24 protein-coding genes are annotated in these 12,020 nt (G+C 57.0%); all 24 read right to left on the minus strand.

What is annotated here, in order from left to right:
* Positions 1 to 8 precede the first annotated feature (8 nt).
* A complete protein-coding gene (gene rplO / locus J8Z04_RS07675) occupies positions 9 to 497 on the minus strand; it encodes a 50S ribosomal protein L15 (RefSeq protein WP_043557858.1) in 489 nt (162 codons plus the stop codon).
* Between the two features lies 1 nt (position 498).
* Positions 499 to 690, minus strand: coding sequence for a 50S ribosomal protein L30 (gene rpmD / locus J8Z04_RS07680; protein ID WP_043557856.1), 192 nt, complete (start codon positions 688 to 690; stop codon positions 499 to 501).
* Positions 683 to 1,252 (minus strand): 30S ribosomal protein S5, encoded by a 570-nt coding sequence (rpsE, locus tag J8Z04_RS07685; protein WP_043557855.1) that lies wholly within the window; start codon positions 1,250 to 1,252, stop codon positions 683 to 685. Before rpsE ends, rpmD begins: the two co-directional genes overlap by 8 nt.
* 12 nt (positions 1,253 to 1,264) lie before the next feature.
* Positions 1,265 to 1,627, minus strand: a complete 363-nt coding sequence (gene rplR, locus J8Z04_RS07690; protein ID WP_043557853.1) for a 50S ribosomal protein L18 — start codon at positions 1,625 to 1,627, stop codon at positions 1,265 to 1,267.
* Positions 1,627 to 2,163 (minus strand): 50S ribosomal protein L6, encoded by a 537-nt coding sequence (gene rplF / locus J8Z04_RS07695; RefSeq protein WP_043557852.1) that lies wholly within the window; start codon positions 2,161 to 2,163, stop codon positions 1,627 to 1,629. The genes rplR and rplF overlap by 1 nt, the downstream gene beginning before the upstream one ends.
* Before the next feature lie 9 nt (positions 2,164 to 2,172).
* A complete protein-coding gene (rpsH, locus tag J8Z04_RS07700; protein WP_043557850.1) occupies positions 2,173 to 2,571 on the minus strand; it encodes a 30S ribosomal protein S8 in 399 nt (132 codons plus the stop codon).
* A gap of 13 nt (positions 2,572 to 2,584) precedes the next feature.
* Positions 2,585 to 2,890 (minus strand): 30S ribosomal protein S14, encoded by a 306-nt coding sequence (gene rpsN / locus J8Z04_RS07705; RefSeq protein ID WP_043557849.1) that lies wholly within the window; start codon positions 2,888 to 2,890, stop codon positions 2,585 to 2,587.
* Positions 2,891 to 3,021: 131 nt separating this feature from the next.
* The gene (gene rplE, locus J8Z04_RS07710) at positions 3,022 to 3,588 is read right to left on the minus strand and encodes a 50S ribosomal protein L5 (protein WP_192848444.1); all 567 of its coding nucleotides are present in this window, start codon (positions 3,586 to 3,588) and stop codon (positions 3,022 to 3,024) included.
* A gap of 10 nt (positions 3,589 to 3,598) precedes the next feature.
* Positions 3,599 to 3,919: a 50S ribosomal protein L24 gene (gene rplX / locus J8Z04_RS07715; RefSeq protein WP_081562857.1), complete on the minus strand. Its 321-nt coding sequence runs from the start codon at positions 3,917 to 3,919 to the stop codon at positions 3,599 to 3,601.
* Entirely contained in the window at positions 3,919 to 4,287 is a 369-nt protein-coding gene (gene rplN, locus J8Z04_RS07720) for a 50S ribosomal protein L14 (protein ID WP_043557844.1), read from the minus strand. The genes rplX and rplN overlap by 1 nt, the downstream gene beginning before the upstream one ends.
* 12 nt (positions 4,288 to 4,299) lie before the next feature.
* Positions 4,300 to 4,575 (minus strand): 30S ribosomal protein S17, encoded by a 276-nt coding sequence (gene rpsQ, locus J8Z04_RS07725; RefSeq protein ID WP_043557843.1) that lies wholly within the window; start codon positions 4,573 to 4,575, stop codon positions 4,300 to 4,302.
* Between the two features lie 13 nt (positions 4,576 to 4,588).
* Positions 4,589 to 4,825, minus strand: coding sequence for a 50S ribosomal protein L29 (rpmC, locus tag J8Z04_RS07730; protein WP_043557842.1), 237 nt, complete (start codon positions 4,823 to 4,825; stop codon positions 4,589 to 4,591).
* Between the two features lie 2 nt (positions 4,826 to 4,827).
* The gene (gene rplP / locus J8Z04_RS07735) at positions 4,828 to 5,244 is read right to left on the minus strand and encodes a 50S ribosomal protein L16 (RefSeq protein ID WP_043557840.1); all 417 of its coding nucleotides are present in this window, start codon (positions 5,242 to 5,244) and stop codon (positions 4,828 to 4,830) included.
* 58 nt (positions 5,245 to 5,302) lie between these two features.
* Complete coding sequence (gene rpsC / locus J8Z04_RS07740) at positions 5,303 to 5,980, minus strand: 30S ribosomal protein S3 (RefSeq protein WP_043557839.1); 678 nt, start codon at positions 5,978 to 5,980, stop codon at positions 5,303 to 5,305.
* A gap of 3 nt (positions 5,981 to 5,983) precedes the next feature.
* A complete protein-coding gene (rplV, locus tag J8Z04_RS07745; protein ID WP_043557837.1) occupies positions 5,984 to 6,409 on the minus strand; it encodes a 50S ribosomal protein L22 in 426 nt (141 codons plus the stop codon).
* Between the two features lie 2 nt (positions 6,410 to 6,411).
* The gene (gene rpsS, locus J8Z04_RS07750; RefSeq protein WP_043557836.1) at positions 6,412 to 6,690 is read right to left on the minus strand and encodes a 30S ribosomal protein S19; all 279 of its coding nucleotides are present in this window, start codon (positions 6,688 to 6,690) and stop codon (positions 6,412 to 6,414) included.
* A gap of 16 nt (positions 6,691 to 6,706) precedes the next feature.
* The gene (gene rplB / locus J8Z04_RS07755; RefSeq protein ID WP_081562856.1) at positions 6,707 to 7,537 is read right to left on the minus strand and encodes a 50S ribosomal protein L2; all 831 of its coding nucleotides are present in this window, start codon (positions 7,535 to 7,537) and stop codon (positions 6,707 to 6,709) included.
* Between the two features lie 18 nt (positions 7,538 to 7,555).
* Positions 7,556 to 7,852: a 50S ribosomal protein L23 gene (locus J8Z04_RS07760; protein WP_181005181.1), complete on the minus strand. Its 297-nt coding sequence runs from the start codon at positions 7,850 to 7,852 to the stop codon at positions 7,556 to 7,558.
* 41 nt (positions 7,853 to 7,893) lie between these two features.
* Positions 7,894 to 8,508, minus strand: a complete 615-nt coding sequence (gene rplD, locus J8Z04_RS07765; protein WP_043557831.1) for a 50S ribosomal protein L4 — start codon at positions 8,506 to 8,508, stop codon at positions 7,894 to 7,896.
* 5 nt (positions 8,509 to 8,513) lie between these two features.
* Positions 8,514 to 9,197 carry a 50S ribosomal protein L3 gene (gene rplC / locus J8Z04_RS07770; protein WP_192848443.1) on the minus strand — a complete coding sequence of 228 codons (684 nt, stop codon included), beginning with the start codon at positions 9,195 to 9,197 and terminating at the stop codon, positions 8,514 to 8,516.
* 10 nt (positions 9,198 to 9,207) lie between these two features.
* Entirely contained in the window at positions 9,208 to 9,516 is a 309-nt protein-coding gene (gene rpsJ, locus J8Z04_RS07775) for a 30S ribosomal protein S10 (protein ID WP_018980179.1), read from the minus strand.
* 114 nt (positions 9,517 to 9,630) lie between these two features.
* Entirely contained in the window at positions 9,631 to 10,821 is a 1,191-nt protein-coding gene (tuf, locus tag J8Z04_RS07780) for an elongation factor Tu (RefSeq protein ID WP_043557828.1), read from the minus strand.
* A 108-nt stretch (positions 10,822 to 10,929) separates the two neighbouring features.
* Positions 10,930 to 11,406 (minus strand): 30S ribosomal protein S7, encoded by a 477-nt coding sequence (gene rpsG, locus J8Z04_RS07785; RefSeq protein WP_043557827.1) that lies wholly within the window; start codon positions 11,404 to 11,406, stop codon positions 10,930 to 10,932.
* A 12-nt stretch (positions 11,407 to 11,418) separates the two neighbouring features.
* The gene (gene rpsL / locus J8Z04_RS07790; protein WP_023979007.1) at positions 11,419 to 11,790 is read right to left on the minus strand and encodes a 30S ribosomal protein S12; all 372 of its coding nucleotides are present in this window, start codon (positions 11,788 to 11,790) and stop codon (positions 11,419 to 11,421) included.
* Between the last annotated feature and the right edge of the window lie 230 nt (positions 11,791 to 12,020).

Here is a 12,020-nt window from a genome sequence, read left to right on the forward strand (position 1 = left end):
GGACAGGCTCAGGCTTCAGCCTGAGCATCCTTCTTTGCGGCCAGAACCTTCACAGAGCCACCGGCCTTCTCCACTGCAGCCACAGCAGCAGCAGAGGCACCGGACACTTCAAAGTTCACGCCTTGAGACAGTTCACCTTTTGCCAGAAGACGCACACCAGCAACCTTGCGGCTACCGACCAGACCAGCCTGGTACAGTGCTTCTTCCGTCACAGGAGCAGAGGCGGAAAGCTTGCCAGCCTCCAGAGCCTTGCTCACTGCACCGATATTCACCGCAGCATATTCCTTGCGGAAAATGTTGACGAAGCCACGCTTCGGCATACGGCGATAGATCGGCAGCTGACCACCCTCAAAGCCATTGATGGCCACGCCGGAACGTGCCTTCTGACCTTTGTGACCCTTTCCGGAGGTCTTGCCCTTGCCGGAACCGATACCACGCCCGAGACGCTTCTTGTGATAGCGTGCCCCGGCGTTGTCGCGCAATTCATTCAGGTTCATATCAACCCTCCACCTTCACCAGGTGGGACACCTTGCGGATCATGCCACGGACAGAAGGGGTATCCTCCAGCTCACGGCTGGAACCGATGCCACGCAGGCCCAGCCCCTTCACCGTTTCCGCCTGACCCGGTTTGGAACCGATCACAGAAGCGATCTGCGTCACCCGGATTGTCTTGCCTTTTGTCTCAGACATTGGCAGCCTCCGTCTCTGACTGCTCACGACGTCCGAACAGCTCGAATGTCTTCTTGCCACGGCGGGCCGCAACCTGACGCGGGCTGCTTGCACGCTCAAGAGCGTTGAAAGCAGCTTTGATCATGTTGTGCGGGTTCCGGGTCCCGAGGCTCTTGGCAACAACGTCGCTGATGCCCAGGCTCTCGAAGACAGCACGGATCGGACCACCAGCGATGATCCCCGTACCAGCCTCAGCTGCACGAACGACAACCTCACCAGCACCGAAATGGCCCACTGCATCATGATGCAGAGTCCGGCCTTCTTTCATCGGTACACGGATCATGTTGCGACGGGCGCGCTCGGTTGCCTTACGAATGGCTTCCGGCACCTCACGGGCCTTGCCAGCACCGTAACCGACACGACCCTTCTGGTCGCCAACAACGACCAAAGCCGCGAAGGCGAAACGCCGACCACCCTTAACAACCTTGGCGACACGGTTGATGGTTACCAGCTTATCAACCAGCTCATCACCCTGCTCGCGCTCACGACCACCACGGCCGCCTTCTCTTGGCTCACGTGCCATGTGTGATCCTCCTTAGAAAGACAGCCCGCCCTCACGGGCAGCCTCTGCCAGGGCTTTCACCCGGCCATGATAGAGATAGGAGCCACGGTCGAACACGACTTCCTTGACCCCAGCCTTGACAGCGCGCTCGGCAACGAGCTTACCGATAACGGTAGCTGCTGCGATATTCGCACCCGTTTTACCGGCTTCACGAACACTCTTCTCAAGCGTAGAGGCGCTGGCCAGCGTAATTCCACGGGCATCGTCGATGACCTGGACGTGGATATTCTTGCTGGAACGGAAGACCGACAAACGCGGCCGGCCGCCGCTCTTGCGACGAAGCTGGAAACGCAGCCGCTTGCGGCGGCGTTCCTGCAATCCTTGCAGCGATGCCATTACTTCTTCTTACCTTCTTTCTGACGCAGAACTTCGGTCTCATACCGGACACCCTTGCCCTTGTAAGGCTCGGGCTTGCGGAAGCTGCGGATATCCAGAGCTACCTGACCAACGCGCTGCTTGTCGTTACCTTCAACCAGAATGGCTGTCGGGCGGGGCGTCGTGATTTTCACATCGGACGGGATCGGATAGATCACATCGTGAGAGAAACCGAGGTTCATGACCAGATTGGAACCCTGAACAGCAGCACGGAAACCCGTACCCTGGATCTCAAGCCCCTTCTGGAAGCCCTCAGAGACACCTTTGATCATGTTGGCGAACACCGCGCGGGATGTCCCCCACATCGTCCAGCTCTTGTTGGTACGACCACCCAGCGGAGACACGGTAACCTTGCCGTCGGCAATCTTCACATCAACATGAGAAGATACCGGCACGCTGAGCTCACCACGTTTACCCTTGACGCAGAACATACCGTCCTTGACAGCTGCTTCCACGCCTGCGGGGAGGTCAATAGGATATTTACCTACGCGAGACATATTCCCTCCTTAGAAGACGCGGCAGAGGATCTCGCCACCAACATTGGCAGCCCGAGCCTCGACGTCTGAAAGAACACCGCGCGGCGTGGAGAGGATGGAAACACCCAGACCAGCATAAACACGCGGCAGCTCTTTGATTTTGGAGTACACACGGCGACCCGGACGGGACACGCGATGAATCTCGCGGATCACCGGCTGACCATCTGTGTACTTCAGCTCGATACGGAACTGGGAAATGCCCTTGCGGACTTCCTCGGTCGTGTAACCGCGGATATATCCTTCGCGTTTCAGTGCTTCAAGAACACTGGCACGCAGCTTGGACGCCGGAGCAACGCAGGCAGCATGGCGGGCACGCTGAGCGTTACGGACCCGGGTGAGCATATCACCCAAAGGATCAGACATAGACATTCAGACTACCCTTTTACCAGCTGGACTTGACCATGCCGGGGATCTGCCCCGTAGAAGCAAGGTCACGCAGAGCAATACGGCACAGTTCAAACTTGCGGTAGTTCCCACGGGGACGACCGGTCAGTTTGCAACGCAGGCGCACACGGGTCTGGGACCCATTACGCGGCAGCTTGGCCAGTTTAAGTGTCGCTTCGAAGCGCTCCTCCATGGAGAGAGAGCGGTTCTTGATAGTATTTTTGAGAGCGGTCCGCTTTTCAAGGTCACGCTGCGCCATGGCAGCACGACGATTATTACGGTTCACCGCAGAGACTTTCGCCATCTCGAATCTTCTCCCGGAACCTGTCAGGCCTATCCCGACGGTTTTCCAATCACCGGACTTGTAACGGAAACTCCCCCCTCATGTGAAGGGGGAAAGTCCATTTTCCCGTGATTGATACGAAAAATTGTCGCTCAGGACACGAACGGCAGATCAAATGCCTTCAGAAGAGCTTTCGCTTCTTCATCGGTTTTTGCCGTTGTCACAAAGATGATGTCCATACCACGGATGGCATCAACCCTGTCATAATCAATTTCCGGGAACACGATCTGCTCTTTCAGACCCATGGCAAAATTGCCACGGCCATCAAAGCCCTTGTTCGCCGGAAGACCGCGGAAGTCACGGATACGCGGCATGGCGATCGTCACCAGACGATCCAGGAACTCGTACATGCGAGCCTTGCGCAGCGTTACCTTACAACCGATCGGCAGCCCTTCACGAATACGGAAGCCCGCAACAGCCTTGCGTGCCACAGTCTTGACCGGCTTCTGACCAGAGATCAGAGCCATCTCTTCAACAGCGGCATCCAGCTTCTTCTGGTCAGCAGCAGCCTCACCGACCCCCATGTTCAGGACAATTTTCTCCAGTTTGGGGATCTGCATGTCGCTCTTATACCCGAACTGCTCACGCAGCTTAGCGCGGAGCCTGTCCTGATATTCCTGCTGCAGACGGGGCAGAACGGCACTCTTGTTATCGCTCATCGTTCGCTCCTCAGCCTTCGATCACTTCGCCGGTCACCTTGGCAACACGGACCTTGCGACCATCTTCCAGAACACGGAAACCAACACGGGTCGGCTTACCACTCTTCGGGTCGATCAGCTTCAGATTGGACAGATGAACAGGCATCTCACGCTCGATGATGCCGCCACCCTCGCCCATACGGTTCGGCTTGGAGTGGCGCTTGGCAACAGCCACGCCACGCACCACAGCCTTTTCCACCTTCGGCAGAACGGAAAGGACTTCCCCACGCACACCGCGGGAACGGCCTGTCAGGACCAGAACCTGATCACCTTTTTTGATACGTGCAGCCATTACAGCACCTCCGGAGCCAGGGAGATGATCTTCATGAACTTGCGGGCACGCAGCTCACGAACAACCGGTCCAAAAATACGCGTACCAATCGGCTCCTGCTGCTTGTTCAGCAGGACAGCAGCGTTCCGGTCAAAGCGGATGGCGGAGCCATCTGCACGACGCACCGGGTAAGATGTGCGAACGATAACAGCCTGATGGACGTCACCCTTCTTCACCTTCCCGCGGGGAATTGCTTCCTTGACGGATACGACAATGATGTCGCCGACCGAGGCGGTCTTCCTCTTGGAGCCACCCAGCACTTTGATGCACTGCACCCGACGTGCACCGGAGTTGTCAGCTACGTCAAGGTTGGTCTCGGGATGAATCATGTGTCTACCCCCTTATGCGCCGACAGAAGTCGAAGCGGCCTCGGCAACATCGACTCCATTACGGGAAACGACCGTCCACGTCTTACGCTTGGAGAGAGGTGCGCACTCAACGATGCGGACCACATCACCAACCTTGCATGCATTGGCGCCATCATGCGCTGCATACTTCTTGGAACGGCGGATAAACTTTTTATAGAGCGGATGCATGACACGACGATCAACAAGAACGGTCACCGTCTTGTCCATCTTGTCACTTGTCACCCGCCCTGTCAGGACGCGCCTGGGCATCGTCCGTCTCCTCTCAGGACTTGGCGGCGGACGTTTTTGCGCCCGCACGGTTCTTCGACTGGTTCAGCAGTGTCTTGATGCGGGCGACAGCACGACGCACGATCCTGACACGGCTGGTGTTCTCGGACTGGCCTGTAGCCGCAGAGAAACGCTGGTTGATCTGCTCACGCTTCAGATCCAGCAGGAGAGCCTTGAGCTCATCCTCGCTCTTTGCGCGCAGCTCGGCAACCTTATAGGTCGTCTCAGCCATTCTCAAGCCTCCCCGATACGCTGAATGAACTTGGTCTTGATCGGCAGTTTTGCAGCTGCCAAGCTAAGAGCCAAGCGAGCAACCTCCGGCGGCACCCCTTCAATTTCGAAGAGGATACGACCCGGCTTCACACGGGCTGCCCAGTACTCGGGGTTACCTTTACCGGAACCCATACGCACTTCTGCCGGCTTTGTCGAGACCGGAGTGTCAGGAAAAATACGAATCCAGACACGTCCGGCACGCTTCATGGCACGCGTGATGGCACGACGGGATGCCTCGATCTGACGAGCCGTGATACGCTCAGGCTCCAGAGCCTTCAGACCATACGCACCGAAATTCAGCTGCGTACCGCCCTTGGCCATCCCATGAATGCGGCCCTTGTGGGCCTTACGAAACTTTGTCCGCTTTGGAGAAAGCATGATTTTCTATCCTCACATCAAGCACCTCGGATAAAAGACGGGGGAAGCCCCCCGCCCCTTAACGCTGAGGAGCCTGCTCCGCAGCACGACGGTCCTGGGCCATCGGGTCGTGAGCCAGGATCTCACCCTTGAAGATCCAGACCTTCACGCCGCAGGAACCGTAAGTGGTGTGCGCTGTAGAAGTCCCATAGTCGATGTCGGCACGCAGCGTATGCAGCGGTACACGACCCTCACGATACTGCTCGTCACGAGCGATCTCGGCGCCACCAAGACGTCCACTGCATGTCACGCGGATACCCTGGGCACCCAGACGCATTGCAGACTGGATGGAGCGCTTCATCGCACGGCGGAAGGCCACACGGCGCTCCAGCTGCTGGGCGATGTTGTCTGCCACCAGAGTCGCATCGATTTCCGGCTTGCGGATCTCGACAATATTCAAAGCGACATCAGCCTTGGCCATGGCGCTGAGGGTCTTGCGCAGGGCATCAATGTCCTGACCCTTTTTGCCGATGATCACGCCAGGACGTGCGGCGTAGATCGTCACACGAGGCTTCTTGGCAGGACGTTCGATGACCACACGGGAAACACCAGCACCCGAAAGCTTCTTGCGCAGGAAAGAGCGCAGCTTCAGATCCTCATGGAGCAGACGGGCATAATCCCCGCCTGCATACCAGCGGCTGTCCCATGTACGATTGACACCGAGCCGAAGCCCGATCGGATTAACCTTATGTCCCATAGATCAGGCTGCCTTCTGCTCTTTTGAGTTCTTGCCGGCCTTCGGAGCTTCCTCAGCTTCAGCGCGCTCAGCAACAACAATCTTCAGGTGGCTGAAAAACTTCTCAACACGAGCAGAACGACCACGGCCCCGTGCATGGAAGCGCTTCATCACGATCGACTTGCCAACCTCAGCAGTCTTCACCACCAGCTTGTCAACATCAAGCTGATGATTGTTTTCTGCATTGGCCACGGCACTCTCAAGAGCCTTCTTGACCTGCTGGGCGATACGGCGACGGGAGAACGTCAGCGCAGCGATTGCCTTGCCTGCCGGCTGGTTGCGGATCGTGGCAGCAACCAGATTCAGCTTGCGTGGGCTGACACGGATGTTGCGGGCAACAGCCTGTGCCTCTGTATCAGCCAGGGTACGGATATGCTTAGGCTTACTCATGCTCAGCCTCGCTTCGACTTCTTATCGGAACCATGACCGGTATAAGTACGGGTGGGTGAGAACTCACCAAACTTATGACCGACCATATGCTCCGTCACCTGCACAGGCAGGAACTTCTGACCATTATAGACGCCGAACGTCAGCCCGACGAACTGCGGCAGGATGGTGGAACGACGGGACCAAATCTTGATCACCTCATTCCGGCCCGATGCACGGGCCTTCTCAGCCTTGCCAAACAGATACCCGTCGACGAACGGGCCTTTCCAGACGGAACGTGCCATCTTCTATGCCCCTCTCTTACTTGCCGGTTTTACGACGACGGATAATCAGGCTGTCCGTCTTCTTGTTGGTACGGGTCTTGTAGCCCTTGGTCGGCACACCCCACGGTGTGACAGGATGACGGCCACCAGAGGTACGACCCTCACCACCACCATGCGGATGGTCGACGGGGTTCATGACCACACCACGGTTGTGTGGACGACGCCCCATCCAGCGACGACGACCTGCCTTACCAAAGTGCTGGTTCATGTTGTCCGGGTTGGAAACCGCACCAACAGTTGCCATGCACTCGGCACGCACGATACGCAGCTCACCGGACTGCAGCTTGATCTGTGCGTAACCGGCATCCTTGCCAACGAGCTGGGCATAGTTGCCAGCCGAACGGGCCAGCTTGCCACCAGCACCGGGCTTCAGCTCGATGTTGTGGATGATCGTACCAACCGGCATGGAAGCCAGCGGCATGGCGTTGCCCGGACGGACGTCAGCATGATGGGCAGCAACCACACGGTCACCAGCCTTCACGCGCTGCGGAGCCAGGATATAGGCCAGCTCACCATCCTCATAGCGGACCAGTGCGATGAAGGCCGTACGGTTCGGGTCATATTCCAGACGCTCGACCGTGCCGACAACATCGAACTTGCGACGCTTGAAATCAACATAACGGTAGGACTGCTTGTGCCCGCCGCCACGGAAGCGCACGGTTGTACGCCCGTAGTTGTTACGGCCACCAGTCTTGTTCTTGCCTTCCGTAAGCTGCTTGACGGGCTTGCCCTTCCAGAGCTCGCTCCGGTCAATCAGCACGGTACCACGAGTGCTTGGTGTCGTGGGATTAAAGTGCTTCAATGCCATGGTATCTTACCCCGCGCCTCAACCAAGCTTCGCTGTGAGGTCAATTGACTGACCTTCAGCAAGCTGGACATACGCCTTCTTGATGTCAGAACGGCGACCCGGACGACCTTTGACGCGCTTTGTCTTACCTTTCTGGATCAGGGTGCTGACACCAGCCACCTTGACGTTGAAAAGCTTCTCGACAGCGACCTTGATCTGCGGCTTCGTTGCTTCCAGAGCCACCTTGAACACAACCTGGTTCTTCTCAGAAGCCATGGTTGCCTTTTCAGTGATCAGCGGTGCACGCAGCACATCAAACAGAGCTTCCTGAGACAGGCCAGCAGCCGCCTTGCGTGCATTCAGAACTGTTTTCGTTGTCATGCCAGACGCTCCTTGAGACCCTCAAGAGCAGCGTGGGTAATCACCAGCACATCATGCTTGAGAATATCATAAACATTTGCCCCGATCGTGGGCAGGAGATCGATCTTGGGCAGATTGGCAATCGCACGGGCAAACGGCTGGTCAGCAACCTGATCCACGATCAGCGCAGACGAGCAGCCAAGAGCCTTCAGACGGGCAGCAGCCTCACGGGTCTTCTCAACGCCAGCCAGATCCTTCAGGATGATCAGCTTGCCTTCAGAAGCCTTCTGGGAAACGGCAGAGCGCAGCCCGAGACGACGCACCTTCTTGGGGAGGTCGAAACCATGATCACGGGCGACCGGACCATGCACGACACCACCGGTACGGAACTGCGGAGCTCTCAGAGAGCCCTGACGGGCAGAACCTGTCCCCTTCTGTCGATACGGCTTCTTGGTTGTGCCAGAAACGACACCCCTGCCCTTTGTTGCGTGTGTGCCAGCACGACGTTTGGCAAGCTGCCAGTTCACGACGCGGGCCATGATGTCCTTGCGGGGAACAATCCCGAAAATCTCTTCCGGCAGTGCGATTTTACCGGCACTTCCGTTTTCGAGGGTTTTGATATCGTATTCCATATCCCTCACCCGGCGGCCTCAACGGTCGCTGCCGGATATGGCGCGTCCGCATTACGGGCCTTCTTGATTGCATCGCGAACCAGAACAACACTGTTCTTGGCACCTGGGATAGCACCGCGCACCATGATCAGGTTACGCTCTTCATCCACAGCAGCAATTTCGAGGTTTTGTGTTGTCACGCGCTTGTCACCGAGGTGACCAGCCATCTTCTTGCCCTTGAAGACCTTGCCAGGATCCTGGCGCTGACCTGTAGAGCCGTGAGAACGGTGACTGATGGACACGCCGTGTGTCGCCTCAAGACCGGCAAAGTTGTGGCGCTTCATGACACCAGCAAAACCTTTACCCTTGCTGCGGCCCGTGACATCCACTTTCTGACCAACCATGAAATGGGCAGCAGAAAGCTTCGTCCCCGGTTCCAGCAGGGCATCCTCTGCCACACGGAACTCGGCCAGCTTCTTCTTGGGCTCAACCTTCACACGGGCAAAATGCCCACGGTTCGCTTTTGTGACGTGCTTGGCCTTTGCAGCCCCCATACCAAGCTGGACAGCCGTATAGCCATCACGCTCCTGTGTACGGGCATCCACAACCTCGACAGCATCAAGGTGCAGCACCGTCACCGGCACATGTGTGCCGTCTTCTTTAAAGAGCCGGGTCATCCCCAGCTTTTTTGCAATCAATCCGGTACGCATCGTCTGGACCTTAGAGTTTAATCTCGACATCTACGCCAGCGGCGAGATCGAGCTTCATGAGGGCGTCCACGGTCTGCGGGGTCGGCTCGACAATGTCGAGCAGCCGGCGGTGCGTTCTCATTTCGAACTGCTCGCGGCTCTTCTTATCCACATGCGGTGAACGATTCACAGTAAACCGGGCAATATGCGTCGGCAGGGGGATGGGACCCCGAACCCGCGCACCCGTACGCTTCGCCGTATTGACGATCTCTTTCGTGCTGTTATCCAGCACGCGATGATCATACGCTTTAAGGCGAATGCGGATGTTCTGGTCGTCCATGATTTCACTTCATCCTTAATAAACCGGATGCCGTCCTACTGCATTTCTCCTAGAAATGGAACCCCGGCCGAAAAAAATTCGACCGGGGCACCAGATTCCGAAGTCAGCAGGGACTTAGGCGCTGATGGAAGCCACCACGCCGGCACCCACTGTACGGCCACCTTCACGAATAGCGAAGCGGAGACCTTCGTCCATGGCGATCGGAGCAATCAGCTCGACATCCATGGTAGCATTATCACCCGGCATCACCATCTCGGTGCCTTCCGGCAGGGTCACAACACCCGTCACGTCCGTCGTACGGAAGTAGAACTGCGGACGATAGTTGGTAAAGAACGGCGTATGACGGCCACCCTCTTCCTTCGTCAGGATGTAGGCCTCAGCCTTGAACTTGCTGTGCGGGGTGATGGTGCCCGGCTTTGCCAGAACCTGACCACGCTCAACATCTTCGCGCTTCGTGCCACGCAGCAGAGCACCGATGTTGTCACCAGCTTCACCGCGATCCAGCAGCTTGCGGAACATCTCGACGCCCGTAACTGTCGTCTTGACGGTAGGACGCAGACCAACGATCTCGACCTCGTCACCGACGTTGACTTCACCACGCTCGACACGGCCAGTCACAACCGTACCACGCCCGGAGATGGAGAACACGTCTTCGATCGGCATCAGGAACGGACGGTCAACCGGACGCTCCGGCTGCGGGATGTAGCTGTCAACAGCCTTCATCAGCTCCAGGATGGCTTCCTTGCCCTGTGCCGGGTTACCATCTTCCAGAACGGCCAGAGCAGAACCCTTGACGATGGGGATATCGTCACCAGGGAAGTCGTAGGAGGACAGAAGCTCACGAACTTCCATCTCCACCAGCTCCAACAGCTCCGGATCGTCAACCTGGTCAACCTTGTTCAGGAAGACCACCAGAGCCGGCACACCGACCTGACGGGCCAGCAGGATGTGCTCACGTGTCTGCGGCATAGGGCCGTCAGCAGCGGAGACAACCAGAATGGCGCCATCCATCTGGGCCGCACCGGTGATCATGTTCTTCACATAGTCAGCGTGGCCGGGGCAGTCCACGTGAGCGTAGTGACGGTTTTCCGTCTCATACTCAACGTGAGCCGTGGAAATCGTAATACCACGAGCGCGCTCTTCAGGAGCCTTGTCGATCTGGTCATAAGCACTGAAGGTTGCACCACCGGTCTCAGCCAGTGTCTTTGTGATTGCAGCCGTCAGCGTGGTCTTACCATGGTCAACGTGACCAATCGTGCCGATGTTAACATGCGGCTTTGTACGCTCAAATTTAGCCTTTGCCATCGTCTCTCTCCAAAACCTTGACCCACAGGGGCCAGAGGTATGACTGAAACTTCATGCTGGCCACTCTGGAAACCAGAAAATGGCCAGAAGCCTTATTACCGGTAAAAATTACCAGCGATAATGACTGAATGCCTTATTGGCTTCAGCCATACGGTGAGTGTCTTCCCGCTTCTTGACGGCTGCACCGCGGTTGTTCACCGCGTCCATCAACTCATTGGAAAGACGGTCCTGCATGGTGTTCTCACCACGCTTGCGGGACGCCTCAATCAGCCAGCGGATAGCCAGCGCCTGACGGCGTTCTGCACGAACCTCTACCGGAACCTGATAGGTCGCACCACCAACACGGCGGGAACGGACCTCAACGGCCGGCTTTACATTATCCAGTGCTGAGTGGAACATGGCCACCGGGTCCGCAGAAGACCCGCCACGCTTACGCAGCACTTCCAGCGCTCCATAAACGATGCGTTCAGCAGTAGATTTCTTACCATCATACATCAGCGCATTCATGAAGCGCGTAATGACGGCATCTCCGAATTTTGGATCGGGAAGGATCTCACGCTTGACAGCGCGATGACGGCGACTCATTCCAAATACCCCTTATTTCGGCCGCTTTGCGCCATACAGCGAACGGCGCTGACGGCGTTTTGCGATACCCTGCGTATCCAGCACACCACGAAGAATGTGGTAACGCACACCGGGAAGATCCTTCACGCGACCACCGCGGATCAGAACAACGCTATGCTCCTGGAGGTTGTGCCCCTCACCCGGAATATAGCTCACCACCTCATACCCGTTGGTCAGACGCACCTTGGCGACCTTACGCAGGGCGGAGTTCGGTTTTTTCGGCGTTACAGTATAAACACGTGTGCAAACACCACGCTTCTGCGGACATCCCTGCAGAGCAGGAACCTTGTTCCGCTTTGCGGCCGGCTCACGGCCCTTTGCGATCAACTGGTTGATGGTCGGCATGCGCCCTTCCCAATCCTTGTCCATATGCTGACGGGAAACCCCCGCCACGACATTCCGTTCTAACCGACATGCGGCTGAACCGCCTGTCTTCGCACGATTGCACAGAAGAAAGGAAAGAATCTTCCCTCCTCCAAAGCTACTTGCCTCTGGACTTAACCTTTTTTTCCAAGAAACAAAAGTAGTGCCAGATGCTATTTTTTATTCTGGGACGATTCCTTCACCTTAACAGG

Origin of the sequence: Bombella apis (genome assembly GCF_018221685.1) — a bacterium.
GTDB lineage: Bacteria > Pseudomonadota > Alphaproteobacteria > Acetobacterales > Acetobacteraceae > Bombella > Bombella apis.